The following is a 25,981-nucleotide window of genomic DNA, read 5'->3' as shown; positions in this document are numbered from 1 at the left end:
CACTGTTCTCCGCTCGGTTCTCCACTCGGCGCTCAGCTCTTCTCGAAGCGGAAACCCACACCCCGCACGGTCGCGATGTAGCGGGGGTTCGCCGCGTCGTCGCCGAGCTTCTTGCGCAGCCAGGAGATGTGCATGTCGAGCGTCTTGGTGGACGACCACCACGTGGTGTCCCAGACCTCGCGCATCAGCTGGTCGCGCGTGACCACCCGGCCCGCGTCCCGGACCAGGACCCGCAGCAGGTCGAACTCCTTGGCCGTGAGCTGCAGCTCCTCCTCGCCCATCCAGGCGCGGTGCGACTCGACGTCGATCCGCACGCCGTGGGTCGCCGGCGGCTGCTGGGGCTCCGCGGCGCCGCGCCGCAGCAGCGCCCGGACCCGGGCGAGCAGCTCGGCGAGGCGGAAGGGCTTGGTGACGTAGTCGTCGGCGCCCGCGTCGAGCCCGACGACCGTGTCCACCTCGTCGGCGCGCGCGGTCAGGATGAGAATCGGGACGCTGTGGCCCTCGGCCCGCAGCCGGCGCGCCACCTCCAGGCCGTCCATGCCGGGCAGCCCGAGGTCCAGCACGACCAGGTCGACACCGCCCTGCATCCCGGCGTCGAGCGCCGAGGGTCCGTCCTCACGCACCTCGACCTCGTACCCTTCCCGGCGCAGTGCGCGGGCCAGCGGCTCCGAGATGGACGCGTCGTCCTCGGCGAGCAGTACACGGGTCATGAGCAGATGGTAGTCCGCCCATGACAAGAGCCGGGGCGTGATGGTCAGGAGTGATTCTCACCTCGCGCCTACCCGGCTCTTACCTTGGTCTGGACCAGTACGTCCGAGGTGCGATCCTGGTAATGACCTTCGAAAGGGCGTGCACGGTTCCGTCGACACCTGTGATCCGCGTCTCAAGTCCTTCCATTTCCGGCACTGTCCTGACGTATGGTGATTGAACGCCTGTAGCATCGCGGGGCCCTTGGGCGAGCATTCGTCGCTGAGGGTCTCTTCTGTGTGCGGGCTGGTTTCCACCAGCCCGAAGGAATGACCTGTGGCCGGGCCCCAAGGACGGGGCGTGGATCCCGGTGGTCGGCGTCCGTCGCTCCGTGACCCGGAGCGGACTCCCCTGGGCGTGGGGTGGACGGCCCGCCTCGCCGGTGCCGGCCGCCCCCCACCGGGCGCGCAACGCTCTCCCCGCGCGTCCCGACCAGCAAGGAACGACCATGGCGTCCAGCCTGACGAAGGACTCGGTCACCCCGGGCACCCCCGGTTCCGAGAAGACCTTCTTCGGCCACCCCCGCGGACTGGCCACTCTCTTCATGACCGAGATGTGGGAGCGGTTCTCCTACTACGGCATGAGGGCTCTGCTCCCGCTGTACCTCGTGGCGCCGGGTGGTCTCCACCTCGACGCGGCCACCGCCACCGCGATCTACTCCGTGTACGTGTCGCTCGTGTACCTGCTGGCCATGCCCGGCGGCTGGTTCGGCGACCGGGTCTGGGGTCCGCGCAAGACCGTCGCGGTCGCCGGTGCGGTGATCATGCTGGGCCACCTCACGCTGGCCCTGCCCTCCTCGGGCACCTTCTTCGCCGGTCTGGGCCTGGTCGCCATCGGCTCCGGTCTGCTCAAGGCCAACATCTCCACGATGGTCGGCCACCTCTACGACGGCCCGGACGACCCGCGCCGCGACGGTGGCTTCACCGTGTTCTACATGGGCATCAACCTGGGTGCCTTCGCCGCGCCGCTGATCATCGGCACCATCGGCGAGAGCGTGAACTGGCACCTGGGCTTCGCGCTCGCCGCGCTCGGCATGGCGCTCGGCCTCGCCCAGTTCCTGATCGGCAGCCGCCACCTCGCGGAGCGCTCCAGCGTCGTCCCGACGCCGCTGTCCGCCGCGGAGAAGTCCTCCACGCTGCGCAAGGCCGCGATCTGGGCCGGTATCGCCGTGGTCTTCTACGCCGTCGTCGGCTTCTCCGGCAGCTACACGCTGAACTGGATCCTGGTCCCGCTGACCCTCCTCGGCGTGATCATCCCGACGATGGTCCTGGTCCGCATAAAGCGCGACAAGGACCTGGACCGCACCGAGCAGAAGTCGATGTCCGCGTACATCTGGTTCTTCGTCGCCGCGGCCGTCTTCTGGATGATCTACGACCAGGGCGGCTCGACCCTGTCGATCTTCGCCAAGAATTCGGCCGAGAACAGCGTGCTCGGCTGGGAGTTCCCGGTCTCCTGGTACCAGTCGGTCAACCCGGTCCTGATCATGGCGCTGGCGCCGGTCTTCGCCTGGTTCTGGCTCGCGCTGAACCGGCGCGGCAAGGAGCCGAGCACGGTCGTGAAGTTCGCCTCGGGTCTGGTCCTGGTCGGCGCGTCCTTCTTCCTGTTCCTCGCCCCGCTGTCGATCGCCGGGGGCGGTCACAAGGCGGCCGCGATGTGGCTGGTGGCGATCTACTTCGTGCAGACCGTCGGTGAGCTGCTGGTGTCCCCGGTGGGTCTGTCGGTGACGACGAAGATGGCGCCGGCGAAGTACGCCTCGCAGATGATGGGCGTGTGGTTCCTCGCGGTCACCGCCGGTGACGCCACGACGGGGCTGCTGTCCATCGCAGGGGTCGACCTGAACAAGACGGGCGTCGTCGCTCTGGAGGCGACCCTCGCGGTCGCCGCCGGTGTGGCGGTGTGGATGTACCGCAAGAGGGTCAAGGAGCTCATGGGCGGCGTGCACTGACGGTGCCCGCGGCGCTCGGGGCCGCCGCGACCCAGCTGGGTCGCGGCGGCCCCTTTGCTTTGCCCCCTTCAGGTACGGGGACCGGTGGGGGACATCGCGTGCCTGGCCTGCCGGCGCGGTTTCAGCCCCGGCAGGCGCAGCCCGTGGCGGCGGCGGTGCGGGCGGGGCCGTAGCCGGTCCACGGCGGCCATACCGGCGCGGAACAGCGCGGCCGGCACGACCAGGCAGACCAGGACCCAGAACAGGGTCACACCCCAGGGGCGGCCCACGTCCCAGGGCTGTTCGGCCATGACCTTGCCGCCGTACTTCAGCGAGACGGTGTAGCCGCCGTGCGCCCCGGCGGCCAGTTCCACGGGCAGCTCGACGCGCGCCTTGCCGCCGGGGCGGATCGTGCCGCGCCACCGCTGCTCCTGCCACTCCGGGGCGAACACTCCGCGGGAGGTGCCGACTTGGAAGACCGGGTCCCGCACGGCCGAGGTGCCGACATTGCCGACCGTGAACACGAGCGTGCGGGAGGGCGCGGCGCCGAACCAGGTCAGCAGGGAGCCGGAGCCGTCGAGGCGGGTGTCGGTGAGGACGGCGAGGCGTCCGCCGGACGCGTCCGCGGGCAGTGGTTCGACCGCGTGCCCGGCCACTTGGAAGGCGGCGTCGGCCTCGGCCCGCGCGCCCTCGACCGTGGCGACGTGCACCACGCACGGACACGGCACCGGCGGCTCGGCCACCGGCACCTTCCGGCTGAACCGGCCCTCGGCGTCGGTCGTCACGGCCCGGCCATCCGCGTTAGCACAGGAATCGGTGCCCCCGGTCACCCCCGTCGAGGGCGCCGACTGCCCGCAGATCAGGATCATCAGCAGCGCCCGGGGCCGCCAGCCCTCCCCGGTGACGGTGACCGAACCCCCGGTGCCCGCCTGGGAGTCGGAGAGTCCCACGGTGGGTGGATCAGCGGCCGAGACGGGCACCGCCGACAGCACCAGCAGCAGGACGAGCAGCGCCGGGATCCGCACCTTGCCGTTCACCGCACCTCTCCCGTCAACTCGGTGTCCGCACAGGGCGGTTCGGCCACACCCTCGCTACGGCGCCGGTGACGTCGTACGAGGAAGAGGGCTGCGGTCGCCACCCCGCGTGCCAGGGCGCCACCACCGGCGGGAGCAGCGGGGCGGGGGTCAGGACCCGGGCAGTCGGCGACATGGGCGGCTCCAGGCGATACGAGGGGTTCAGCGCCGCACCGTCACACAGTCGTACGAGGACTTCAGCGCCGTACCGTCCGGTGGCGCCGGGTCAGCCACAGGGCGCCCGCCGCGCCCGTGAGGAGCACGGTGCCGCCGAGGGTGCCGAGGGCGACGGCCGAGTCCTCGGGGCCGGTCTGCGGGAGTTCGGAGCCGGAGCCGTTCTCCGGGGAGCCGTTCTCCGGGGAGCCGGTGTCGGCACCGCCGCCCGCCGCCGTCACGTCGAGCGTCAGCGCGGGGCCGGGGCCGTTCGACGGGGTGCACGTGGTCGTCGTGCCGAGCGCCTCGATGGTGAGCACCCCCGGGGTGAAGGTGACCTCGCCGGACTTCTTCGGCGTGTAGGTGCCGGTCAGGTCGCTGATCTTGATGGGGGTGTTGGCCGGAACGGCCTCCTGGTTCGCCGGTCCCGTCACCCTCACGGTGCCGCTCTCGGCGCCGCCCAGCTCGATGGTGGCGCTGGGGTTCATCGCCCCCTTGCCCAGCTCGACCGGGCTGGAGGAGACTCCCTTCCGCCAGGACATGGTGATCTTGTAGCCGTCGCCGCTCTCGGCGCTCTTGATGTCGATGGGCGAGACGGCGCTCTTGTCACCGATCGGCGTCTTGCACTGGTAGTTGACGTCGACGACCTCGGCCCGGGCGGCGGGGGCGGCCATCAGCACCGCCGAGCCGGCCAGGGCCGCGGCGGACGCGAGTGCGGCGCTTCGTTTCCGGTACGACACGGTATCCCGCTCCCTCTCGATTCCTGACGGCACATCAGATCGGCCGTCAAGGTACGCCCGGGGCCGAGAGGAGGGAAGACACGATGCGCGCCGGAGTTGTGACGATCCGGCGCGCACGGAAGAAGGATGCGGTGGAGGCGATGGCCAGCGGATAACCCGGGGTAACGCCTAGGCGGGAGCTCCCAGCTCCGCCCAGACCGTCTTGCCGGTGGCTCCCGGGGCCCGTACGACCCCCCAGTCCAGGCAGAGCCGCTGCACGATGAACATGCCGTGGCCGCCGGGACGGCTGGCGCGGTGCGGGGTGCGGGGCGCCGGCTGGCCCGCGCCCCCGTCGGAGACCTCCAGCCGGATGACCTTGTTGTCGCAGCTGATCCGGAGCTGTTCCGGCCCCTCGGCATGCAGGCAGGCGTTGGTGACCAGCTCGGAGACGACCAGCAGCACATCCTCCGCCGCGGCCCGCTGGTCGGCCCCGTCGGCCGGCAGCCAGCCCCACGCGTACAGCGCCTGCCGGGTGAAGTCACGGGCGAGCGGCACGACTCCGCTCTGCCCGACGAGGTCGAGGCTGCGGACCTGCGGGCCCGTCACCGGTTCGGACGGCACGGGCGCGCCCCCGTCGGACGCCCCGGAAGCGCCGCTGGGCTCGGGGCCGCGGTCGCCCGGCGAGTAGGGCCGGGTGGTGCTCATCAGCGCTTCACCTCACCGATTCACCAGTTCACGTTGGAAGGAGTCACTCACTGCAGAGGTCCGCTCGACGACTACCCGCGCCGCCATGACGGCGACATGTCCAGGGTGTCTCCTGCCCGAGCAGACCGGCGAAACACCCCTGTATTCGGTACGAATCACGTGACGTCCGGAGAGTGGCGTTCCACAAGAGGCGGCGGGTGCGGCGCGAGGGGGCGCCATCACCGTCAGCCGGCCTCGTCGGTCAGCGCGGCTTCGAGGCTGTCGTGGAGGGTGAAAACCGCCTCCGCCCCGGTGATCTCGAACACTCTGGCGACCACCGGCTGCATCGCCGCGAGATGGACGCCACCCCCGGCGGCCTCCGCCTTGAGACGGGCACCGAGCAGCACATTGAGTCCTGTCGAGTCACAGAAGTCCAGCCGCGCACAGTCGACGACCAACCTGCTGAAACCCTTCGCGAGGCACTCCTCGAGTGGCTCACGCAACAAATCGGCGGTGTGGTGATCCAACTCACCTACGGGGGTCACGACGGCACTGGAGCCCTCTTCCCGCACCTCCACCAGAAGTCGGCCAGACTGTGCGCTGCCGACTGTCCCGCGGTCCATGCCGTGTCTCACTCCCGACGTCCTGGCTGCTGACTGACGCCCTCGAACATTACGCCTTCCGCGCGCCCACCGACACCCGAACATCCACCCGTAAACGGACATTTCACAACAGAACGCACTTGCGATGTCCTCAGGAAACCGGGTAGGGCTAGTAGAGACACGAAAACCGACACGGCCGGCTTTGGAGGCGCCGCACACCGCAGTGCACGCATTGGCATCGGCAGCCATATGCCGAGAACGATGGAGGACATCATGTCACCCCGGCTCGACGCATCGCATACCCCCGCAGCGACGTCGGCTTCCCCCACGGAACATCTGAAACCCATCGAGCAGGACGACCTACTCGCCGGTCTGCCGGAGATACCCCCGTACGACGAGGTGGGGCCGGTGGACGCACGGGCCCTGTCCAAGACCCTCTTCCAGCGCCTGGAGTCGCTGGAGGAAGGGACCCACGAGTACGCGTACGTCCGCAACACGCTCGTCGAACTCAACCTCGCGCTGGTCAAGTTCGCCGCCTCCCGCTTCCGCTCCCGCAGCGAGCCCATGGAGGACATCATCCAGGTCGGCACCATCGGCCTGATCAAGGCGATCGACCGTTTCGAGCTCAGCCGTGGAGTCGAGTTCCCCACTTTCGCGATGCCTACCATCGTGGGTGAGATCAAGCGCTTCTTCCGGGACACCTCCTGGTCCGTGCGGGTGCCGCGCAGACTCCAGGAACTCCGGCTCGACCTGGCCAAGGCGGGCGACGAACTCGCCCAGAAGCTCGACCGCGCCCCGACGGTGGCCGAGCTCGCCGAGCGCCTGGGTCTGACCAAGGAAGAGGTCGTCGAGGGCATGGCGGCGTCGAACGCGTACACCGCCTCCTCGCTGGACGCCCAGCCGGAGGAGGACGACTCCGAGGGCGCGCTCGCCGACCGCATCGGCTACGAGGACCACGGGCTCGAAGGCATCGAGTACATCGAGTCGCTGAAGCCGCTGATCGCCGGACTCCCGTCCCGGGACCGCACGATCCTGTCCCTGCGGTTCGTCGCGGGCATGACCCAGTCGGAGATCGGTGAGGAGCTCGGCATCTCGCAGATGCACGTCTCCCGGCTGCTGGCCCGGACGCTGGTGAAACTGCGCAAGGGGCTGACGGTCGAGGAGTGACGGCCGTCCTCGTGCCGTACCTGCCGAGGGCCCGGTTCCCATGGGAACGGGGCCCCTCGGCTTTTCTGCTGCCTGCCCGCTGTTCCGAGGTACGCCTGCGGGTGGTTCAGAGGGCGCGTACGCCCTTGTGCCACACGCCGGTGACCAGGGGCACGCCCGGCCGGTAGGCCAGGTGCACATGGCTCGGGGCGTCGAGGAGGACGAGGTCGGCGCGGGCGCCCGGCGTGATGCGGCCGACGTCCGTGCGGCGCAGGGCCGCGGCACCGCCCGCCGTGGCCGACCAGACCGCCTCGTCCGGCGTCATCCCCATGTCCCGTACCGCCAGCGCGATGCAGAAGGGCACCGACGAGGTGAAGGACGAGCCAGGGTTGCAGTCGGTGGACAGGGCGACGGTGACGCCCGCGTCGAGGAGGCGGCGGGCGTCCGGCCACTCGGCGCGGGTGGAGAACTCGGCGCCGGGGAGCAGGGTGGCGACGGTGTTCCCGCCGGCCAGCGCCTCCACGTCGGCGTCGGTGAGGTGGGTGCAGTGGTCGGCGCTGGCCGCGTCGAGCTCCACGGCGAGCTGGACGCCGGGGCCGTAGGAGAGCTGGTTGGCGTGGATGCGGGGGTGCAGGCCCCTGGCCTTGCCGGCGGTGAGGATCGCGCGGGCCTGGTCCCCGTCGAAGGCGCCCTTCTCGCAGAAGACGTCGATCCAACGGGCGTACGGCGCACAGGCGTCGAGCATCTCGCCGGTGACGAGGGCGACATAGCCGGCCGGGTCGTCGGCGTAGTCGGGGGAGACGATGTGGGCGCCGAGGTAGGTGACCTCCTCGGTGTGGGCGGCGGCGATGCGCAGGGCGCGGGACTCGTCCTCGGTGGTCAGGCCGTACCCCGACTTGGTCTCGAACGTGGTCGTGCCCTGGCGGAGGGCCTCGGCGAGATAGCGGGTGAGGTTGTGCTCCAGCTCCTCGTCCGAGGCGGCGCGGGTGGCGGCGACGGTGGTGCGGATGCCGCCGGCCGTGTAACCGCGGCCTGACATGCGCGCGTTGAACTCCTGCGTGCGGTCGCCCGCGAAGACCAGGTGGGAGTGGGAGTCCACGAAGCCCGGGAGGACGGCCCGGCCCCCGGCGTCGACCCGGTTGTCAGTGGCGGGTGCTTTGCTTGATTCACCGGTCCACGCGATGCGGTCGCCGTCGATGACGACAGCCGCGTCCTGGATCAGGCCGAGGGGGGACCTTCCCCCACTCTCGAATTTGCTCGAGCGGGGGGACCCCCATCCGAGGGAGGGGTCGTTGGTGACCAGCGTGGCGATGTTGGTGATGACAGTGCTGCTCATGGCGTCCTCGTGGGTGGACATGGCGTCCTGGTGGGTGGTCGTCAGGCGCGGAGGGCTTCGACGGCCCGCGCGAGGGCTTGCGGCACATCCGGTACGAGGGCGTGGGCGCCGTCTCGTACGACGTGCCGCCCGCCCACGATCGTGTGCCGTACGTCCGCTGCCGTCGCGGCGAATACGGCTGTCTCGGCTCCCAGCGCGGGCGGCGGCCCCGCTGTCCTGACCGAGTCCAGCGCGACCGTCGTCAGGTCGGCGAGGGAGCCGGTCCCGATCGCGCCGGCCTCGTCCCAGCCGAGCGCCGCGTGGCCGTCCGCGGAGGCGGCCCGGAGCAGGGCGGCGGCGGTCCAGTGGCCGCGGGTGCGGGTGCGCAGGCGCTCGTTGAGCTCCATCGCGCGTGCCTCTTCGAGCAGGTCGATGACGGCGTGGCTGTCGGAGCCGAGGCTGAGCGGGGAGCCCTGGCGCTGCAGGGCGGCCGCCGGCCCGATGCCGTCGGCGAGGTCCCGCTCGGTCGTCGGGCACATGCAGGTGCCGGTGCCGCTGCCGCCGATGAGGGCGATGTCCTCGTCCGTCAGGTGCGTGTTGTGGACTGCGGTGGTGCGGGGCCCGAGGACGCCGTGCTCGGCGAGGAGCTGGGTGGGGGTGCAGCCGTGGGCGGCGCGGCAGGCGTCGTTCTCGGCGGTCTGCTCGGACAGGTGCACATGCAGCGGGGCCCGCCGCTCCTCGGCCCACCGGCCCACGGTCGCCAACTGGTCGGCGGGTACGGCCCGTACGGAGTGGACGGCCGCCCCGATCCGCGCGTGATCCCGTTGCTTGAGAACTGAACAGCGTTCGGCCCAGGCGTCCGCGCTGCCGTCGGAGAAGCGGAGCTGGTGGGCGTCGGGCGGCTGCCCGAAGCCGGAGGAGAGGTAGGCGGTGTCGAGGAGGGTGATCCGGATACCGGCGTCGGCGGCGGCCGCGATGAGGGCCTCGCCCATGGCGTTGGGGTCGGCGTACGGGGTGCCGCCGGGGGCGTGGTGGAGGTAGTGGAACTCGCCGACGGAGGTCACCCCGGCCAGCGCCATCTCGGCGTACACGGCCCAGGCGAGGGCGTGGTAGCTGTCGGGGGTGAGCCGGTCGGCCGTCGCGTACATGACCTCGCGCCAGGTCCAGAAGGTGCCGGAGCCGACCTGGACGGTGCCGCGCAGGGCGCGGTGGAAGGCGTGCGAGTGGGCGTTCGCCAGCCCGGGGAGGGTGAGACCGCGGAGGATCTCGGCGCCGGGCGGCGGGGTTTCGGTTCCCTGGCGGACGGCGGTGATCCGCCCGTCGCCGATGTCGATCGCGACGCCGGGCTCGACATGGGTGCCGAGCCAGGCGTGCTCCAGCCAGTACGTCCGTGTCACGTGCGGGCCAGTCCTTCCAGTACGTCGGCGAGGGCGAGCACCCCGGTCACGCAGTCGTCCTCGGCCGCGAACTCGGCCGGGGAGTGCGAGACGCCGGTGGGGTTGCGCACGAACAGCATGGCGGTCGGGACGGTCCCGGACAGGATTCCGGCGTCGTGTCCGGCGCCGGTGCCGAGGACGGGCACGGTGAGGCCGGTGTCCGTGCCCAGGATGCGGGCGAGTTCGTCGCGCAGGGCGTGGTCGAACTCGACGACGGGCGTGAAGGACTCCCGCACGACGTCGAGGGCGATGCCGTGGGCGTCGGCGTACTCACGGGCGGCCTTCTCGATGCCGCCCACGACGGTGTCGAGGGTGGTCTGGTCCTCGGCGCGGGAGTCCAGCCAGCCGCGCACGAGGGAGGGGATGGCGTTGACGCCGTTCGGCTCGACCGAGATCTTGCCGAAGGTGGCGACGGCGCCGGCGAGTTCGGCCTCCCGGCGGGCGGCGAGCACGGTCTCGGCGTACGACAGCATGGGGTCGCGCCGGTCCGCCAGCCGGGTGGTGCCGGCGTGGTTGGCCTCGCCCCGGAAGTCGAACCGCCACCGCCCGTGCGGCCAGATGGCGCTAGCGACGCCGACCGGGTCCCCGGTCAGGTCGAGCGCCCGGCCTTGCTCGACATGGAGCTCGACGAAGGCCCCGATCCGGGCCAGCCGCTCGGGGTCGGGCCCGATGGCGTCGGGGTCGTACCCGGCGGCCTCCATGGCCCGCGGGAGGGTGACGCCGTCGCCGTCGGTGAGCCGGTGGGCCTGGGCGGCGGTGAGCTGTCCGGAGGCCAGCCTGGATCCGACACAGGCCAGCCCGAAGCGGGCGCCCTCCTCGTCCCCGAAGTTGACGACGGCGAGCGGCTTGCCCAGGTGCGCGTCGCGGCGGCGGAGTTCGTCCAGGGCGGCGAAGGCGGAGACCACGCCGAGGGGGCCGTCGAAGGCCCCGCCGTCGGGCACGGAGTCGAGGTGCGAGCCGGTGACCACGGCGTCCCCGGCGGCGGGATCCCCGAGCCAGGCCCACTGGTTGCCGTTCCGGTCGACCTCGTAGGTCAGGTGCCGGGCTTCGGCCTGGGCCCGGAACCAGGCCCGGCATTCGGTGTCGGCCCCGGTCCAGGCGTAGCGGCGATAGCCGCGGGAGTCGGGGTGCCGGCCGATGGGGAGCAGCTCGCGCCACATGGAGTGGAAGGAGCTGCCGCCCGGTACGGTCTGTCCGCTCACGCCGGGTCACCTTCGCGCATCGGGACCCGCACGCCCCGCTCGTCCGCCACGGACTCGGCGATGTCGTAGCCCGCGTCCACGTGCCGGATGACGCCCATGCCGGGGTCGTTGGTCAGTACCCGCCGGATCTTCTCCCCGCCCAGCTTCGTGCCGTCGGCGACCGTCACCTGGCCTGCGTGGATGGAGCGGCCCATGCCGACGCCGCCGCCGTGGTGGAGGGAGACCCAGGACGCGCCCGAGGCCACGTTGACCATCGCGTTGAGCAGGGGCCAGTCGGCGATCGCGTCGGAGCCGTCGAGCATGGCCTCGGTCTCGCGGTACGGGGAGGCGACGGAACCGCAGTCGAGGTGGTCCCGGCCGATGGCGAGCGGCGCCGCCAGCTCGCCGCTCGCGACCATGTCGTTGAACCGCTCACCGGCCTTGTCCCGCTCGCCGTAGCCGAGCCAGCAGATGCGCGCGGGCAGGCCCTGGAAGTGGACGCGCTCACCGGCCATCTTGATCCAGCGGGCGAGGGACTCGTTCTCGGGGAAGAGGTCCAGGATCGCCTTGTCGGTCTTGGCGATGTCGGCCGGGTCACCGGAGAGCGCGGCCCAGCGGAAGGGGCCCTTGCCCTCGCAGAACAGCGGCCGGATGTAGGCGGGTACGAAGCCGGGGAAGGCGAACGCCCGGTCGTACCCGGCGAGCCGGGCCTCGCCGCGGATGGAGTTGCCGTAGTCGAAGACCTCCGCGCCGGCGTCCATGAAGCCGACCATCGCCTCGACGTGCCGTGCCATGGACTCCCGCGCGCGGGTGGTGAAACCGGCCGGGTCCTTGGCGGCGTAGGAGGCCATGTCGTCGAAGTCGACACCGGCGGGCAGGTAGGCCAGCGGGTCGTGGGCCGAGGTCTGGTCGGTGACGATGTCGACGGGGGCGCCCTCGGCGAGCATGCGCGGCAGCAGCTCCGCGGCGTTGCCGAGCAGGCCGATGGAGAGCGGGCGGCGGGCGTCCCGGGCCTCGACGGCGAGCTGGAGGGCGTGCTCCAGGGAGTCGGCGCGGACGTCGAGGTAGCGGTGCTCGATGCGGCGCTCGATGGCGCGCGGGTCGCAGTCGACGCAGATCGCGACGCCGTCGTTCATGGTGACGGCGAGCGGCTGGGCGCCGCCCATGCCGCCGAGTCCCGCGGTGAGGGTGATCGTCCCGGCGAGGGTGCCGCCGAACTTCTTCGCGGCGACGGCGGCGAAGGTCTCGTAGGTGCCCTGGAGGATGCCCTGGGTGCCGATGTAGATCCAGGAGCCGGCGGTCATCTGGCCGTACATGGTCAGACCGAGCTGCTCCAGGCGGCGGAACTCCTCCCAGTTGGCCCAGTCGCCGACCAGGTTCGAGTTGGCGATGAGGACGCGCGGGGCCCACTCGTGGGTCTGCATCACGCCGACCGGGCGGCCGGACTGCACGAGCATCGTCTCGTCCTGCTTCAGCCCCCGCAGCGTGCGCACCATCGCGTCGAAGGAGCGCCAGTCGCGGGCCGCCTTGCCGGTGCCGCCGTAGACGACGAGCTTGTCGGGGTGCTCGGCGACCTCGGGGTCGAGGTTGTTCTGCAGCATCCGCAGGGCGGCTTCCTGCTGCCATCCCAGGGCGCTCAGTTCCGTACCGCGCGGCGCTCGTACGGGGCGGGGTCCTGACATGGTCTGCCTCCTAGCGGGTGGTGCCGGCGGATTGTCGGTGCCGGATGCCGGATTGGCGGCGCCGGATTGTCGGTGCCTGATTTTGGTTCGCTATTCACATCCTGGCGTCATGAATAGAGCTAGTCAATACGTCCGTGCGCCAGCGCGGCCGCGCCGCGGATGTTTGTCTGGATACGTGGTCACGGGGAACGACACGACGGGGGACGCGGTGGACGAGGTCAGGGACGGGCGCACGGGCGACGACGAGCGGGCGGCGCGCCGGGACGAGGCGGTGCGGGCCGCCGTGGAGCAGGGGCTGCTGGGGCCGGACGCCCCCATCGTGGGCCTGCTGGACGTCACCGGCATCCGGGAGGCGGCGGCCGGGCTGCGGGCGGCGTTCGACGCGGTCACCGCGCCCGGCACCCCGGTGCTGCACGCCTTCGCGGTCAAGGCGACCCCGCTGGTGCCGGTGCTGCGGCTGCTGCACGAGGCCGGAATCGGCGCCGAGGTGGCGAGTCCGGGCGAGCTGGCGCTGGCGCGCGCGGCCGGGCTGCCACCGGAGCGCACGGTGCTGGACTCGCCCGCGAAGACACCGGCCGAGCTGCGGGAGGCGCTGGCGCTCGGGATCGCCGTCAACGCCGACAATCCGCAGGAGCTGGACCGTATCGACGCCCTGATGAGGTCCGCGCCGAGCAGTTCCCCGCTCGGGATCCGGGTCAATCCGCAGGTGGGCGCCGGGGCCATCGAGGCGCTGTCGACGGCGACCGCGACCTCGAAGTTCGGGGTGGCGCTGCGCGACGAGGGGGCGCGGGAGTGGGTGGTGCGGGCGTATCGGGAACGCCCGTGGCTGACCCGGCTGCACGCGCACACCGGGTCCCAGGGCGTGCCGCTGTCGCTGATGGCGCGGGGTGTGGCGGAGACGTACCAGCTGGCCGAGGAGATCAACGACTGGATCGGGCGGCGGCAGATCGACACGATCGACATCGGCGGCGGGCTGCCGGTGAACTTCGCCTCGGACCTGACGACCCCGACGTACGCGCAGTACGCGCGGCTGCTGAGCGAGGCGGTGCCGGGGCTGTTCGACGGGCGGTACGGGCTGGTGACCGAGTTCGGGCGGTCGCTGCTGGCCAAGCACGGGACGGTGCTGGCGCGGGTGGAGTACACCAAGAGCGCGGGCGGGCGGCCGGTCGCCGTGACGCACGCGGGCGTGCAGGTGGCGACGCGGACGGTGTACGCGCCGGGGGCGTGGCCGCTCAGGATCGCCGGGTACGACGCGAAGGGGCGGCCGAAGGCGGGCGCCGAGGTGATCCAGGACGTGGCCGGTCCCGCCTGCTTCGCCGGGGATCTGCTGGCCGAGGCGCGGGCGCTGCCGCGGCTGGAGCAGGGGGACCTGGTGGCGGCGCTGGACACGGGCGCGTACTACTTCGCGCACCACTACGCCTACAACTCCCTGGCCCGGCCCGGGGTGTACGGCTTCGCGCCGGACGGGGCCGGGGGCGTGGCCTTCGCGACGGTGCGGGAGCCGCAGAGCATCGACGCGATCGTGGCCGAATCCGGAGGGGCGCACGCCGCCGCCCTCACCACCCTGGGCACACCCGGGCGCCCTTGACGCACTCCGGCGGAGCTGCGGTTCAACAGGTCTGGATACAGGGCCAGTTGACCCACCTTAGTCCTCTCGCGCATGTTCCACTGGAAAATGCCAGAAGCCTCACCTGTCGCTCACACGTTGCGTAGTTTCGGCGTTACTCAGCCGAACCGCAGGCAGGAGGGGAGCCACGGTGCCCGGAATCGACGAGTGTCTGCTGGAGGCCATGCAGCTGCCCGGAGCACGGGGGGCGGCGCTGGTCGACTGGACCAGTGGCCTGGCCCTGGGCACGGTGGGCGAGTCGCCGGGCGGTGACCCGGAGGCGAGCGCGGCGGAGGCGGCGGAGCTGGCCCGGCTGGCCGCCGAGCACCGGGCGTTCGCACCGGCCGACGCCGGCGCGGAGACCGAACCGCCGGTCGAGGATCTGATCCTGTCCAACCGGGACAGCTATCACGTGCTGCGGTTCGTGTGGACGTCCTTCGACAGCAGTGTGTTCCTGCATCTGTGGCTGGGCCGCGAGGAGGGCAATCTCGCCCTGGCCCGGATCCGGCTCGGTGAGCTGGCCGGACGGCTGGTGCTGGGATGACCGCGCTGAGGGCCACCCCGGCGGGCCTGCCGCCCCGGCTGCCGTCCCGGGACCGGAGCACGGCCGGGGAGCGGGCGCCGCGCGGACTGTCGCCGATGCTGAGCCGGCTCGCCGCCGAGCGGGCCACCGGCGTCCTGCTGCGCGAGTGCGGCACGCTGTATCTCGCGGAGGGCCGGGTGGTGCACGCCGAGAGCCCCGCCGCCCCCGGCCTGGACGTCCTGCTGACCGCGCACGGCACCCTCGACACCGCCGTCTGGCAGGACGCCGTCGCCCGCGCCGACGACCTGCACGGCGCCGCCCGCCTCCTCGTCGACAGCGGCCGGCTCACCCCCGGCACACTGGAGCTGTGCCACCTGGGCGCGCTCTACGACGCCGCCTACTTCGCCCTCGCGCCCAGCAGCACCCCGGGCCGCTTCCGCTACGGCGCCGGGCACTGGCTCGGCCCGGTGCGCCCGGTGCCGGTGGCCGCCGTGGAGCGCGAGACCCTGCGCCGCCGTGACCTGCTGCACCGCATCTGGCCCGACCCCGGCACCGACAGCGCGCCCCTCACCCGTGCCGACCCGCCCCGCACTCCGCTCACCGCTCGCCAGCGCGCGGTCGTGGCCCTGCTGGACGGCGCGCGTACGGCGACGGACATCGCCCGCGCCCTGGGCCGCCCGGCCTTCCACACCCTGGTGGACATACGCCGCCTGGCAGCAGCGGGCGTCCTGACCCCCCACCCCGCCCCCTCGGACCGCAGCCCCACACCGACCCACCCCGAGCCCCCGAACCGGGGACCGGCAGCAGACCGGCCCCGCCCCGAGCCCCCGGACCGCGCACCGGCACCGCAACGGGTCCACCCCGAACCCCCCGACCGGAGACCAGCACCGGCCCACCCCGAGCCCTCCGACCGGAGACCAGCACCGCAACGGGTCCACCCCGAACCCTCGGACTGGGGACCAGCACCGGCCCACCCCGAGCCCTCCGACCGGGGACCAGCACCGACACGGACACGCCCCCAACCCCCGGACGATGGACCGGCGGCCCGCCCCGAGCCCTTGGGCTGGGGACCGGCACCGCAACGGACACTCCCCCAGCCCCCGGACCGGGAGCCGACACCGGACCAGGCCCGCCCCGCGCCCTCGGACTGGGGACCGACAGCAGACCGACCCCGCCCCGATCCCCCGGACTGGGGATCGACACCGCAACGGGCATACCCCGAGCCCTCCGACCGCAGACCAGCACCCGCACGCACGCGCCCCGACCGCCCCGACCCGGGACCGGCACCGCAACGGGCCCGCCCCGAGCCCTCCGACCGCAGACCAGCACCCGCACGCACGCGCCCCGACCGCCCCGACCCGGGACCGGCGCCGCAGCAGGCGGGCTCGCACCCCGCCGATCCCCCGTCGCTCCCCGTTCGTCCCCGCCCCCCGGCTCCCGCCGAGCGGCTGGCGCCCGATGACCCCGACGTCGCCCTGCTGAAGAGAGTCCGGGATGCGCTGGAGGCCCTTTGACCGACAGAGGAGAAATCTGATGGCCGCCGAGGCGCCCATACTCGACGAGCTGCACCGGCTCCGAGCCCGCATCCCCCAGCTGACCGGCTCCCTCGCGGCCAGCGTGGACGGTCTGGTCGTCGCCGAGGACACCCCCGGCGTGGAACCGGAGGGCGTGGCCGCGCTCACCGCCGCCGCGCTGGGCGTGGCCGTGCGGCTGACCGACGCCACCGGCCGCGGCGAGCTGCGCGAACTGCTCTTCCGCGGCCGGGACGGCTATGTGGCGACGTACGCGGCGGGCGAGGGCGCCGTACTGACCCTGCTCGCCCGGGACGACGTCAGCGTCGGCCGTCTCCATCTGGAGGGCCGCCGCGCCGCCACCCGGATCGGGGAGCTCGTCGACGGACTCACAGCCGACAGCAGACCCCGTACCCCCACCAGGGCGCCCGCGCGGGCCAAGGTCCCGCGCGACCGGCGCACCCCGTCCACCACCCCACCGCGCACCACCACCGAGAGTTGAGAGGAAGTTCCGTCATGGCCAACACCGAGACCTCGCTCAAAGAGGCGCTGACCTCCATCGAGGGCGCCACCGGCGTCGCGCTCGTCGACTACACCACCGGCATGGCCCTGGGCACCATGGGCGGCGGCAAGAGCTTCGACCTGAACGTCGCCGCCGCCGGCAACACCGACGTCGTGCGCGCCAAGATGCGCACCATGGAACACCTGGGTCTCAAGGCCGAGATCGAGGACATCCTGATCACCCTGTCCGACCAGTACCACCTGATCCGGCTGCTCAGCGGCCGCAGCGGCAACGGCCTGTTCATGTACCTGGTGCTCGACGCCAAACGCGCCAACCTGGCGATGGCACGCCACCAGTTGCGCAGGATCGAGCAGGACCTGGAGGTCTGACCCCGGCCCCCGGCCTACACCAGCGCGTCGGCGCGGCGGCGGGCCCCACCCGGGGCCGCGTCGCCCGCCGCGATGCCGGTGTCGCGGTAGGACTTGACGGCCTGCCCGGCGGGCCGCCCGCCGGCGACGAGCCAGTCCACCCGCACCCACAGCAGCGTGTCCTCGGCCCGCTCGCACCGGCCGATCCAGGCGGACTTCAGCCAGAGCCCGGCGCCCGCCCCGGCGAGCAGCATCCCGCCCGCCACGGGCACCGCGAACGCGCTGCCGAGTGCGGCCACGAAGGCCAGCAGCAGCCACCAGCGATGGCCCCGGCGCCAGTTCCGTACGGTCACCGCGCGATCCTGGAGCACATCGTGCTTGCCCGCGCGGGCCGCCCCGCGCATGAGGGCGCCGTACCGCCCGCGCCGCCGGTACGCCACGACCGCCGTCGTGACGAGGAACAGCGCCGCGCCCGCCAGCCCCCCGATCCGGCGTCCGGTCAGACCCGGCAGCAGTACGCCGATCCCGGCCGCGCACACCCCGAGCCACCACATCGGTGCCGCTCCGGCCCGTACGACGACGGCCACCCGAGCCAGCCCCTGACCTCCGCGTGCCACGTTCCGCCTCCCAATCGCCTCGAAGTCGAACTCGCAGTGGCGGGAGGGTAACGGGCTTACGTGAGACCTGTCTTAGAAGACGCGGGAAAATCTCACTCCACGAACAGCCCCCGCGCCGCGGCCCGCGCGTCGAACTCCTCCAGCCGTGCCTGGGCGTCCGGCAGGTCGTCGCACATGGCCTCCAGCAGGACCCGGCCGAGCAGCATCGGGGCGCAGGCGGTGTCGAAGGCGAGCCCGGTGCCTACCGCCGCGGGCAGCAGCAGGTCGGAGGCCTTGGCGACCGGCGCGAAGGCGGAGTCGGCGACCGTCACCACGGTCAGCCCGGCCTCCTTGGCGTAGCCGAGGGTGTCCAGGACCTCGCGCGGGTGCCGGGGCAGCGCGAAGCAGAGCAGCGCCGTGGCGCCCGCCCGCACGCAGGCGTCGATCCGGTCGTGGACCATCGTGCCGCCCTCGTGCAGCAGCCGGACGTCCGGATGGACCTTGGCGGCGAAGTAGGCGAAGCCGTACGCCTGGGAGGCCGCCGCGCGCAGTCCGAGCACCGGCAGGGGCCGGGAGGCGGCCAGCAGCCGGCCCGCCCGCCGCACCGGACGCGGGTCGGCGAGCAGCTCCGCGAGATGCCGCAGGTTCTCGATCTCGGCCTCGACGGCCTGCTGGTACTCGTTGAACGCGCCCGGGGCGGTGGCCGGTTCGGCGGGCGCGACCTCGCGCAGATGCCTGCGCAGGGCGGGGTAGCCGTCGAAGCCGAGGGCGACGGCGAAACGGGTCACCGACGGCTGGCTGACACCGGCGAGTTCGGCCAGTTCGACACTGGAGAGGAAGGGCACCTCGGCGGCCCGGCGCACCATGCTGTGCGCGATGCGCCGCTGGGTCGGCGTCAGCCGGTGCCCCTCGAAGAGCGCTTGCAGCCGTGCCGCCGGGGTGTCCCCCGTGTTCCTGTCCTCGCTCATGCCGCGCTCCCCCTCCAGATCTCAGCGCGCCCACCTATTCAGACAGTGAGAACTCTGCATGACGTCATACAGCTGGGCAAGCGACGCACACGCGGGGCCGCCCCCGGGCGAACAGGGGGGCTAACCCCAGTGCGGCCCGCGTCGCGGCTTTCTACCGTGGATCCCATGACCGGAATGGACATGCGGGACCCCGAGCTGAAGAAGGAACTCGACGCCACCCTGCAAGCACGCAGGGAGCTGGGTGAGGAGTACGAGTCCGCGCTGGTCGACTCGTTCCTGGAGAAGGTCGACCAGCGCATCGACGGGGCGGTCGAGCGCAGGGTGCGCCGGCAGCTCGCCGAGCAGCAGATGGTGGTGGCCCGGGGTTCCCGGTCACCGAAGCCGACGGACTCCTGGGGCGAGCGCTTCGGCTTCGGCATCGTCTCGCTGGTCCTGGCGATCCCGCTGTCCGGCATCGGCGGCGGGGTGGCCCACCTGCCCGGCCTGCTGGTCGCGTGGGCCGGCATCGTCGGGGTGAACGTGGTCCAGGCGGCCCGCACTCATCCGGACCTGTTCCGCCGCCGCAAGGCGCGCAAGGACAGCGACTGGGAGTGATATGCGCGGGGACCGCCGCACCCCCGTTGCCGGGGGGCGGGACGACGGCGGTCCCCGCGAAGGACGTCGACCGGGTCGGGCCAGGTCTCACGTCCGGCGTCCATGGAGGTCCGGGAGCCGCTCCGGAGGTCCTTGGACGTTCGGCGCCGGCCGGGGCGGGGAGCCGCTCCCGCCCTGCCGACATCCACCAATGTGCCGTACGCGTGTTAAGCGGGTGCTGCGCGGACGTGACGCGCTCGTACCACTTCCACGAAGGCGCGAAGGCTGCTGATCACCGCAAGTTCGCCGCCGACACGCGCAGTTCACCGGACGTTCGCCGCTACTTCCCGCCCTTGGCGAGGAAGGCCAGCAGGTCCTGACGGCTGATCACTCCGGTGGGCTTGCCCTCGACGAGGACGATCGCCGCGTCCGCCGTGCCGAGCACCGACATCAGGTCGCCCACCGGCTCACCGGAACCGACCTGCGGCAGCGGGGCCGACATGTGCTTCTCCAGCGGGTCCTCCAGCGAGGCCGCCTTGCTGAACAGGGCACCGAGCAGCTCGCGTTCCACGACCGAGCCGACGACCTCGGCGGCCATCACGTCCGGGTGGCCCGCGCCCGGCTTGACGATCGGCATCTGCGAGACGCCGTACTCGCGCAGCACCTCGATGGCCTGGCCGACGGTCTCGTCGGGATGCATGTGGACGAGGGACGGGATGGCGCCGTGCTCCTTGTCGTTCAGCACGTCGGCGACGCGGGCGCTGGGGCCCTCGTCCTCCAGGAAGCCGTAGTCGGCCATCCACTCGTCGTTGAAGATCTTGCTGAGGTAGCCGCGGCCGCTGTCCGGCAGCAGGACGACGACCACGTCGTCCTCCCCGAGCCGCTCGGCGACGCGCAGCGCGGCCACCACGGCCATCCCGCAGGAGCCGCCGACCAGCAGGCCCTCCTCCTTCGCGAGGCGGCGGGTCATCTGGAAGGAGTCCTTGTCGGAGACCGCCACGATCTCGTCGGCGACCGTGCGGTCGTAGGCGGTCGGCCAGAAGTCCTCACCGACGCCTTCGACGAGGTACGGCCGTCCCGAGCCGCCGGAGTAGACCGAGCCCTCCGGGTCGGCGCCGATGACCTTGACCTTGCCGTCGCTGGCGTCCTTCAGATAGCGGCCGGTGCCGGAGATGGTGCCGCCGGTGCCGACGCCCGTCACGAAGTGGGTGATCCGGCCCTCGGTCTGCTCCCACAGCTCGGGACCGGTGGAGTGGTAGTGCGAGGCCGGATTGTGGGGGTTGGAGTACTGGTCCGGCTTCCACGCGCCCGGCGTCTCCCGGACCAGCCGGTCGGAGACGTTGTAGTAGGAGTCCGGGTGCTCGGGGTCGACGGCGGTCGGGCAGACGACGACCTCCGCCCCGTAGGCCCGCAGCACATTGATCTTGTCGGTGCTCACCTTGTCGGGGCACACGAAGATGCACTTGTAGCCCTTCTGCTGGGCCACGATGGCGAGCCCGACCCCGGTGTTGCCGCTGGTCGGCTCGACGATGGTGCCGCCGGGCTTGAGCGCGCCGCTCTCCTCGGCGGCCTCGATCATGCGCAGGGCGATCCGGTCCTTCACGGAACCGCCCGGGTTGAAGTACTCCACCTTGGCCAGGACGGTCGCCTTGATGCCCTTGGTCACGCTGTTGAGCCTCACCAGCGGGGTGTTGCCGACGAGGCTGATCATCGAGTCGTGGAATTGCACCGTTGTCTCCGGATGCTGCAAAAGATGTCGTCAGTGATATCGCCAGCCTAGGGGCTCCACGCCCGCCATGACGGTCGTTCACTCCCCGTTGGGATTGGGCCACGGTCCGTGCGGGGCAAGGAGTGGATGTACGGGTTCGAGGAGGTGGCGGCGAGGCATGACGAGCATGTCGAGGGCGAGGGTGGCCCGGCGGATCGCGGCCGGTGCCGCATACGGCGGTGGCGGGATCGGTCTGGCCGGCGCGGCCGCCGTGGGTCTGATGCTGGCCGAGGTCCAGCTGGCCAAGCGGGCGGTGGGCAACGGCACGGCCCCGCACGCGCCGAGCGCGGAGGGTGTGTACGGCAGCGGGTACGCCGCCGTGGGCGAGCCGCCGCTGCGTTTGATGCTGCTGGGTGACTCCACGGCGGCGGGGCAGGGCGTACGGCGGGCCGGGCAGACGCCGGGCGCGCTGCTGGCGTCGGGACTGGCGGCGGTGGCGGAACGGCCGGTGGAGCTGCGCAATGTCGCGCTGCCCGGGGCCACCTCCGACGACCTGGAACGGCAGGTGGCGCTGGCGCTGGCGGATCCTCGCCGGGTGCCCGACATCTGCGTGATCATGGTCGGCGCCAATGACGTCACCCACCGCATGCCACCGACCCGGTCGGTGCGCTGTCTGGCCACGGCGGTACGGCGGCTGCGCACGGCCGGCGCCGAGGTGGTCGTGGGCACCTGTCCCGACCTCGGCACCATCGAGCCGGTCCAGCAGCCGTTGCGCTGGCTGGCCCGGCGGGTCTCCCGTCAGCTCGCGGCCGCGCAGACGATCGGCGTCGTCGAGCAGGGCGGCCGTACGGTCTCGCTGGGCGACCTGCTGGGTCCGGAGTTCGCGGCCAACCCGCGCGAGCTGTTCGGCCCGGACAGCTACCACCCCTCGGCGGAGGGGTACGCCACGGCGGCGATGGCGGTCCTGCCCACGGTCTGCGCGGCCCTCGGCCTGTGGCCGGCGGACGAGGAGCGCCCGGACGTCTCCCGCCGCGAGGGCTTCCTGCCGGTGGCCCGGGCCGCGGCGGAGGCGGCGTCCGAGGCGGGTACGGAGGTCGCGGCGGCGATGCCGAGCGGTCCCCGGGGCCCGTGGGCGCTGCTCAAGCGCAGGCGCCGGCGGCGGGTCGGGGAGGCGGAACCGTCGCCCACCAGCGCGTCCGGGGTGTGAAGCGGAGGCGGTCCTTCTCAGGCCCTACTCCGGGGGCCGCCTTCCGTACACGTACCGTTCACCCCCCGAGCGGTCCGGCGTCACCGGATCACCCCCGGCTTTCGCGAAGGTGTGCTTTCGCTGTCATGCCGCTGTCAGGAGCACGCCCCCGCGATGGAAAAGCCGTTTCCGAGGTCCACCGGCCAGGACCGGACCCGTGACCCCTGGTGGGACAACGCCCGGGTCGTCTCCGCCGCACTGATCGTGGTCCTGCACACCGTGGGCAGCATCATGGCCCGGCACGACTCGCTGCATGTCTTCCATGTGGCGGCCTGGGCCTTCCGGGTTCCCGCGTTCGTGGTGCTGGCCGGTGTCTTCAGCAGTGCGGGGCCGCTCGGGCCGCGCCGGCTGCGCACCCTGCTGACCAGCATCGTGCTGCCCGCGCTGATCTTCAGCGTGCTGTTCTCGCTGGAGAGGAAGGCGCTGGGCGGGCCGCTCGATCTGCATGTGGCGCAGTTGCCGTGGACGCTGTGGTTCCTGATGTCGCTGTTCTGCTGGCGGCTGCTGCTGCCGCTGGTGGTCCAGTTGCGCCATCCGCTGCTGGTCACCACCGCGGTGGCGCTCGCGCTCGGGTACGTCGAGGAGTTCGGGCTCCAGTTCTCCGCCAGCCGGACCCTGGTCTACCTGCCGCTCTTCTACTTCGGCTGGCGCCTGGGCCAGGGCATGCTCCGGGACTGGTTCGAGAGCCGGTGGAGCCTGCCGGCCGCGGTCGCCGGAGTGCTCGGCTCGATCACCGTGGCGGTGCTGTGGCACCGGGACATCCAGGGGCACTGGCTGTCGATGCGGCACGCCTACCAGGCGGACACCCCGCTGGGCATGGAGGGCGCCTGGCTGATCCGCCTCGCGGTACTGGTCTCGGCGGCGGCGCTGGTGCTGTGCCTGCTGCGGCTGATGCCGAGGCGGAAGGTGCCCTTCGTGTCGGCGCTCGGGGCGGGCGGGTTCACCGTCTATCTGCTGCACCCCCTGGTCATCCTCCCGCTGCGCGAGAAGGGCCTGATCGCCCGCGCGAACACCCCGGTGGAGCTGGTGGCGCTGGTCCTGTGCGGGGTCCTGCTCACAGCCCTCCTCGCCTCCCCCTTCGTCCGCCGCCTGGCCCGCCCCCTCACCCGCCCGACAGCGACATGGCTCCTGACCCCCACCCCGACCCGACCGACCACATCAACACCGACCCCCACCCCGGGGCCCGCGCCCACACCGGCTCCCGCGGTCGAGCCCGTTGCCGACCGGGGCTCCACCCCGCCGCCCGCCTCCGTACTCGGCCCCCGCCGTACACCCTAAGCAAGCGCTTGGAAAAGAGTTCCGCATCACACCCTGATGGCCGTGACCGATGGCTTACGTACAGGTAACTTCCCAACCAGCCCTCTGCCCCGGACGCCAATGGAGCCGTGATGCCCGAAGCCGTGATCGTCTCGACCGCCCGCTCCCCCATCGGCCGCGCCTTCAAGGGCTCCCTCAAGGACCTGCGCCCGGACGATCTCACCGCCACGATCATCCAGGCCGCCCTCGCCAAGGTCCCGGAGCTCGACCCGCGGGACATCGACGACCTGATGCTCGGCTGCGGGCTGCCCGGCGGCGAGCAGGGCAACAACCTCGGCCGGATCGTGGCCGTACAGATGGGGATGGACCACCTCCCCGGCTGCACCGTCACCCGGTACTGCTCCTCCTCGCTCCAGACCTCCCGCATGGCCCTGCACGCCATCAAGGCCGGCGAGGGCGACGTCTTCATCTCGGCCGGTGTCGAGATGGTCTCCCGTTTCACCAAGGGCAACTCCGACTCGCTGCCCGACACGCACAACCCCTTCTTCGCCGAGGCCGAGGCCCGTACCGAGGCCGTCGCCCAGCAGGAGGGCACGACCTGGCACGACCCGCGTGAGGACGGTCTCGTCCCGGACGCCTACATCGCGATGGGCCAGACCGCCGAGAACCTCGCCCGCTGGAAGGGCGTCACCCGCCAGGACATGGACGAGTTCGGCGTCCGCTCGCAGAACCTCGCCGAGGAAGCCATCAAGAACGGCTTCTGGGAGCGCGAGATCACCCCGGTGACCCTCCCCGACGGCACGGTCGTCGCGAAGGACGACGGTCCGCGCGCCGGAGTCACCCTGGAGGGCGTCCAGGGCCTCAAGCCCGTCTTCCGCCCCGACGGCATGGTCACCGCCGCCAACTGCTGCCCGCTGAACGACGGTGCCGCCGCGCTCGTCATCATGAGCGACACCAAGGCCCGCCGGCTCGGCCTCACCCCGCTCGCCCGCATCGTGTCGACCGGCGTCTCGGGCCTGTCCCCCGAGATCATGGGCCTCGGCCCGGTCGAGGCCTCGCAGCAGGCGCTGCGCCGGGCCGGTCTGTCCATCGACGACATCGACCTGGTCGAGATCAACGAGGCGTTCGCCGCGCAGGTGATCCCCTCCTACCGCGACCTGGGCATCCCGCTGGAGAAGCTGAACGTCAACGGCGGCGCCATCGCCGTCGGCCACCCCTTCGGCATGACCGGCGCCCGCATCACCGGCACGCTGATCAACTCCCTCCAGTTCCACGACAAGCAGTTCGGTCTGGAGACGATGTGCGTCGGCGGCGGCCAGGGCATGGCCATGGTCATCGAGCGCCTGAGCTGACCGTAGCCGTCGCGGGACCCTGAGTGACCCATAGGCCCAGAACCCGGCAATCACCCCGGTTCTGGGCCTATTTGTGATCCAATCTCCCCCAGGATGTGACCTATCTCCCTCCGTTGAGGGATCTACGCAGGTCAGACGCGCTTTCACGACCCCCGCCAGGCCCAAAGTCCTGTCCGATTCGTGACGTTACGCACTGACAGCTGGTTAGTCCGCCCTTCAAGCTGATGTAGGAAGTCGGGGGTCGACTTTGAACCGGGAGTACGTCAGTGAGCGCCATGCCGATTGCCCTCCTGCTCACCACGGCAGCCACCGGCGCCGTGGGCGTCGCCGTCCTGCGCACGCTCTTGGTGCTGCGCCGGCAGGTCGCGGCCCTGCACACCGAGCTCGCCGCGAGCAACGCGGCGGCGGCCCGGGGCCGGGTGCCCGCCGCCCGTCTGTCCGCGGACACCGACGAGATACGCGCCGCGGTGGCCGAGGCCCTGGCCGAGGAGCGTGAGCGCGAGCTCGCGGAGGCGCGTGCGTTCTGGGCGGCCCAGGAGGCGCGCGACACCTCCGACGCCCCCACGCTGCTGGGCCTGACCGACAGCGAGCTGTTCCTGCCCCGGCAGGCCGACTTCGTGGGCCTGGAGCCCCTGGAGCCGGTGGCCGAGGCGTCCGCGGACGCCGACGAGTTCGCCGGGGACTCCCCGGAACTGGCCGCGGCCCGCCGCCGGCACCCCTCGCACCCGGACTTCGTGCCGGTGCAGTCACCGGTCGTGAACGACCATGAGCGTACGGTCGCCGCCCTGGAGGACCTGGCCGCCTCGGCCACCGAACTGACCGACGTCCGCCCGGGCCCGCTCGGCACCCTCGACGTCTACGTCTTCGCCGATGGCACCACCCTGTGCATGACCCCGGGCCACCGCGAAACAGCGGAACGCCTGTCCCAGGCCCTGCGCACCGGCCAGACCCCGGTCCTGCTGGGCGGCTCGGGCATCTCGGGCGCGTACACCCTGACCTTCGCCTGCGGCGAGGAAAACGTGTACATCCTGGCCGACAGGGTCATAGCGAGCATGTAGGCGCGGGGTCCTGGGACTCCGCAGGGGCGCGGGGAACTGCGCGACCAGCCC

General features: G+C 72.1%; 24 protein-coding genes. 12 read left to right on the top strand and 12 right to left on the bottom strand.

Features of this window, described 5'->3' with window-relative positions:
• Window positions 1-32 precede the first annotated feature (32 nt).
• Window positions 33-710 (bottom strand): response regulator transcription factor, encoded by a 678-nt coding sequence (locus ACFYW5_RS20195; protein ID WP_389418380.1) that lies wholly within the window; start codon window positions 708-710, stop codon window positions 33-35.
• Window positions 711-1,195: 485 nt separating this feature from the next.
• Here ACFYW5_RS20195 and ACFYW5_RS20190 point away from each other — a divergent pair, with 485 nt between their 5' ends.
• Window positions 1,196-2,692, top strand: coding sequence for an oligopeptide:H+ symporter (locus ACFYW5_RS20190; RefSeq protein WP_389418379.1), 1,497 nt, complete (start codon window positions 1,196-1,198; stop codon window positions 2,690-2,692).
• A 68-nt stretch (window positions 2,693-2,760) separates the two neighbouring features.
• Here the strand turns inward: ACFYW5_RS20190 and ACFYW5_RS20185 are convergent, their stop codons facing one another.
• The 4 genes from ACFYW5_RS20185 to ACFYW5_RS20170 form a co-directional block, all read right to left on the bottom strand.
• Entirely contained in the window at window positions 2,761-3,708 is a 948-nt protein-coding gene (locus ACFYW5_RS20185) for a hypothetical protein (protein ID WP_389418378.1), read from the bottom strand.
• Between the two features lie 233 nt (window positions 3,709-3,941).
• Window positions 3,942-4,637, bottom strand: coding sequence for an LPXTG cell wall anchor domain-containing protein (locus ACFYW5_RS20180; protein ID WP_389418377.1), 696 nt, complete (start codon window positions 4,635-4,637; stop codon window positions 3,942-3,944).
• Between the two features lie 168 nt (window positions 4,638-4,805).
• On the bottom strand, window positions 4,806-5,321 hold the full coding sequence (locus tag ACFYW5_RS20175) for an ATP-binding protein (RefSeq protein WP_389418376.1): 516 nt from the start codon (window positions 5,319-5,321) through the stop codon (window positions 4,806-4,808).
• A gap of 224 nt (window positions 5,322-5,545) precedes the next feature.
• Entirely contained in the window at window positions 5,546-5,923 is a 378-nt protein-coding gene (locus ACFYW5_RS20170) for an STAS domain-containing protein (RefSeq protein ID WP_389418375.1), read from the bottom strand.
• 240 nt (window positions 5,924-6,163) lie between these two features.
• On the opposite strand from ACFYW5_RS20170, the gene ACFYW5_RS20165 reads away from it, so the two are divergent.
• A complete protein-coding gene (locus tag ACFYW5_RS20165; protein ID WP_389418374.1) occupies window positions 6,164-7,069 on the top strand; it encodes an RNA polymerase sigma factor SigF in 906 nt (301 codons plus the stop codon).
• A gap of 106 nt (window positions 7,070-7,175) precedes the next feature.
• Here the strand turns inward: ACFYW5_RS20165 and hutI are convergent, their stop codons facing one another.
• Genes hutI through hutU form a run of 4 tightly spaced genes read right to left on the bottom strand, consistent with a single transcriptional unit; the run spans window position 7,176 to window position 12,662 of the window.
• Window positions 7,176-8,384 (bottom strand): imidazolonepropionase, encoded by a 1,209-nt coding sequence (gene hutI, locus ACFYW5_RS20160; protein WP_389418373.1) that lies wholly within the window; start codon window positions 8,382-8,384, stop codon window positions 7,176-7,178.
• A 41-nt stretch (window positions 8,385-8,425) separates the two neighbouring features.
• On the bottom strand, window positions 8,426-9,760 hold the full coding sequence (locus tag ACFYW5_RS20155; protein WP_389418372.1) for a formimidoylglutamate deiminase: 1,335 nt from the start codon (window positions 9,758-9,760) through the stop codon (window positions 8,426-8,428).
• A complete protein-coding gene (locus ACFYW5_RS20150) occupies window positions 9,757-10,959 on the bottom strand; it encodes an allantoate amidohydrolase (protein WP_389418437.1) in 1,203 nt (400 codons plus the stop codon). Before ACFYW5_RS20150 ends, ACFYW5_RS20155 begins: the two co-directional genes overlap by 4 nt.
• Before the next feature lie 38 nt (window positions 10,960-10,997).
• Window positions 10,998-12,662 (bottom strand): urocanate hydratase, encoded by a 1,665-nt coding sequence (gene hutU / locus ACFYW5_RS20145; RefSeq protein WP_389418371.1) that lies wholly within the window; start codon window positions 12,660-12,662, stop codon window positions 10,998-11,000.
• Between the two features lie 208 nt (window positions 12,663-12,870).
• On the opposite strand from hutU, the gene ACFYW5_RS20140 reads away from it, so the two are divergent.
• The 5 genes from ACFYW5_RS20140 to ACFYW5_RS20120 all read left to right on the top strand — a co-directional run bounded on the left by ACFYW5_RS20140 (window position 12,871) and on the right by ACFYW5_RS20120 (window position 17,193).
• Entirely contained in the window at window positions 12,871-14,250 is a 1,380-nt protein-coding gene (locus ACFYW5_RS20140) for a diaminopimelate decarboxylase (RefSeq protein ID WP_389418436.1), read from the top strand.
• A gap of 169 nt (window positions 14,251-14,419) precedes the next feature.
• A complete protein-coding gene (locus ACFYW5_RS20135; RefSeq protein ID WP_389418370.1) occupies window positions 14,420-14,812 on the top strand; it encodes a hypothetical protein in 393 nt (130 codons plus the stop codon).
• A complete protein-coding gene (locus tag ACFYW5_RS20130; RefSeq protein WP_389418369.1) occupies window positions 14,809-16,305 on the top strand; it encodes a hypothetical protein in 1,497 nt (498 codons plus the stop codon). Before ACFYW5_RS20135 ends, ACFYW5_RS20130 begins: the two co-directional genes overlap by 4 nt.
• Before the next feature lie 19 nt (window positions 16,306-16,324).
• Window positions 16,325-16,804, top strand: a complete 480-nt coding sequence (locus ACFYW5_RS20125; protein ID WP_389418368.1) for a roadblock/LC7 domain-containing protein — start codon at window positions 16,325-16,327, stop codon at window positions 16,802-16,804.
• A 14-nt stretch (window positions 16,805-16,818) separates the two neighbouring features.
• Window positions 16,819-17,193, top strand: a complete 375-nt coding sequence (locus ACFYW5_RS20120) for a hypothetical protein (RefSeq protein ID WP_389418367.1) — start codon at window positions 16,819-16,821, stop codon at window positions 17,191-17,193.
• Window positions 17,194-17,207: 14 nt separating this feature from the next.
• Here ACFYW5_RS20120 and ACFYW5_RS20115 read toward each other — a convergent pair whose 3' ends face one another.
• Complete coding sequence (locus tag ACFYW5_RS20115) at window positions 17,208-17,789, bottom strand: hypothetical protein (protein WP_389418366.1); 582 nt, start codon at window positions 17,787-17,789, stop codon at window positions 17,208-17,210.
• A 92-nt stretch (window positions 17,790-17,881) separates the two neighbouring features.
• Window positions 17,882-18,736 carry a MurR/RpiR family transcriptional regulator gene (locus ACFYW5_RS20110; RefSeq protein WP_389418365.1) on the bottom strand — a complete coding sequence of 285 codons (855 nt, stop codon included), beginning with the start codon at window positions 18,734-18,736 and terminating at the stop codon, window positions 17,882-17,884.
• Between the two features lie 165 nt (window positions 18,737-18,901).
• On the opposite strand from ACFYW5_RS20110, the gene ACFYW5_RS20105 reads away from it, so the two are divergent.
• Window positions 18,902-19,330, top strand: coding sequence for a hypothetical protein (locus ACFYW5_RS20105; RefSeq protein ID WP_389418364.1), 429 nt, complete (start codon window positions 18,902-18,904; stop codon window positions 19,328-19,330).
• A 319-nt stretch (window positions 19,331-19,649) separates the two neighbouring features.
• Here ACFYW5_RS20105 and ACFYW5_RS20100 read toward each other — a convergent pair whose 3' ends face one another.
• The gene (locus ACFYW5_RS20100) at window positions 19,650-21,038 is read right to left on the bottom strand and encodes a cystathionine beta-synthase (protein ID WP_389418363.1); all 1,389 of its coding nucleotides are present in this window, start codon (window positions 21,036-21,038) and stop codon (window positions 19,650-19,652) included.
• 157 nt (window positions 21,039-21,195) lie between these two features.
• On the opposite strand from ACFYW5_RS20100, the gene ACFYW5_RS20095 reads away from it, so the two are divergent.
• The 4 genes from ACFYW5_RS20095 (at window position 21,196) to ACFYW5_RS20080 (ending at window position 25,930) form a co-directional block, all read left to right on the top strand.
• Complete coding sequence (locus ACFYW5_RS20095; protein WP_389418362.1) at window positions 21,196-22,224, top strand: SGNH/GDSL hydrolase family protein; 1,029 nt, start codon at window positions 21,196-21,198, stop codon at window positions 22,222-22,224.
• 153 nt (window positions 22,225-22,377) lie between these two features.
• Window positions 22,378-23,541 carry an acyltransferase family protein gene (locus ACFYW5_RS20090; protein WP_389418361.1) on the top strand — a complete coding sequence of 388 codons (1,164 nt, stop codon included), beginning with the start codon at window positions 22,378-22,380 and terminating at the stop codon, window positions 23,539-23,541.
• Between the two features lie 110 nt (window positions 23,542-23,651).
• Window positions 23,652-24,872: an acetyl-CoA C-acetyltransferase gene (locus ACFYW5_RS20085; protein ID WP_389418360.1), complete on the top strand. Its 1,221-nt coding sequence runs from the start codon at window positions 23,652-23,654 to the stop codon at window positions 24,870-24,872.
• A gap of 275 nt (window positions 24,873-25,147) precedes the next feature.
• Window positions 25,148-25,930 carry a hypothetical protein gene (locus ACFYW5_RS20080; RefSeq protein WP_389418359.1) on the top strand — a complete coding sequence of 261 codons (783 nt, stop codon included), beginning with the start codon at window positions 25,148-25,150 and terminating at the stop codon, window positions 25,928-25,930.
• Window positions 25,931-25,981: the final 51 nt, after the last annotated feature.

Origin of the sequence: Streptomyces sp. NPDC002779 (assembly GCF_042888685.1) — a bacterium.
GTDB lineage: Bacteria > Actinomycetota > Actinomycetes > Streptomycetales > Streptomycetaceae > Streptomyces.
Note: the sequence above shows the minus strand (reverse complement) of the source record. Positions and strands in the feature narration are given on the sequence as shown.

Bases quoted from the DNA above. Each gene is read 5' to 3' on its own strand.
- hutI (WP_389418373.1), bottom strand. From the start codon at position 8,384: ATGAGCAGCACTGTCATCACCAACATCGCCACGCTGGTCACCAACGAC.
- ACFYW5_RS20170 (WP_389418375.1), bottom strand. From the start codon at position 5,923: ATGGACCGCGGGACAGTCGGCAGCGCACAGTCTGGCCGACTTCTGGTG.
- ACFYW5_RS20090 (WP_389418361.1), top strand. From the start codon at position 22,378: ATGGAAAAGCCGTTTCCGAGGTCCACCGGCCAGGACCGGACCCGTGAC.
- ACFYW5_RS20175 (WP_389418376.1), bottom strand. From the start codon at position 5,321: ATGAGCACCACCCGGCCCTACTCGCCGGGCGACCGCGGCCCCGAGCCC.
- hutU (WP_389418371.1), bottom strand. From the start codon at position 12,662: ATGTCAGGACCCCGCCCCGTACGAGCGCCGCGCGGTACGGAACTGAGC.
- ACFYW5_RS20085 (WP_389418360.1), top strand. From the start codon at position 23,652: ATGCCCGAAGCCGTGATCGTCTCGACCGCCCGCTCCCCCATCGGCCGC.
- ACFYW5_RS20080 (WP_389418359.1), top strand. From the start codon at position 25,148: ATGCCGATTGCCCTCCTGCTCACCACGGCAGCCACCGGCGCCGTGGGC.
- ACFYW5_RS20105 (WP_389418364.1), top strand. From the start codon at position 18,902: ATGACCGGAATGGACATGCGGGACCCCGAGCTGAAGAAGGAACTCGAC.
- ACFYW5_RS20190 (WP_389418379.1), top strand. From the start codon at position 1,196: ATGGCGTCCAGCCTGACGAAGGACTCGGTCACCCCGGGCACCCCCGGT.
- ACFYW5_RS20130 (WP_389418369.1), top strand. From the start codon at position 14,809: ATGACCGCGCTGAGGGCCACCCCGGCGGGCCTGCCGCCCCGGCTGCCG.
- ACFYW5_RS20150 (WP_389418437.1), bottom strand. From the start codon at position 10,959: ATGTGGCGCGAGCTGCTCCCCATCGGCCGGCACCCCGACTCCCGCGGC.
- ACFYW5_RS20110 (WP_389418365.1), bottom strand. From the start codon at position 18,736: ATGAGCGAGGACAGGAACACGGGGGACACCCCGGCGGCACGGCTGCAA.
- ACFYW5_RS20095 (WP_389418362.1), top strand. From the start codon at position 21,196: ATGACGAGCATGTCGAGGGCGAGGGTGGCCCGGCGGATCGCGGCCGGT.
- ACFYW5_RS20120 (WP_389418367.1), top strand. From the start codon at position 16,819: ATGGCCAACACCGAGACCTCGCTCAAAGAGGCGCTGACCTCCATCGAG.
- ACFYW5_RS20195 (WP_389418380.1), bottom strand. From the start codon at position 710: ATGACCCGTGTACTGCTCGCCGAGGACGACGCGTCCATCTCGGAGCCG.
- ACFYW5_RS20165 (WP_389418374.1), top strand. From the start codon at position 6,164: ATGGAGGACATCATGTCACCCCGGCTCGACGCATCGCATACCCCCGCA.
- ACFYW5_RS20125 (WP_389418368.1), top strand. From the start codon at position 16,325: ATGGCCGCCGAGGCGCCCATACTCGACGAGCTGCACCGGCTCCGAGCC.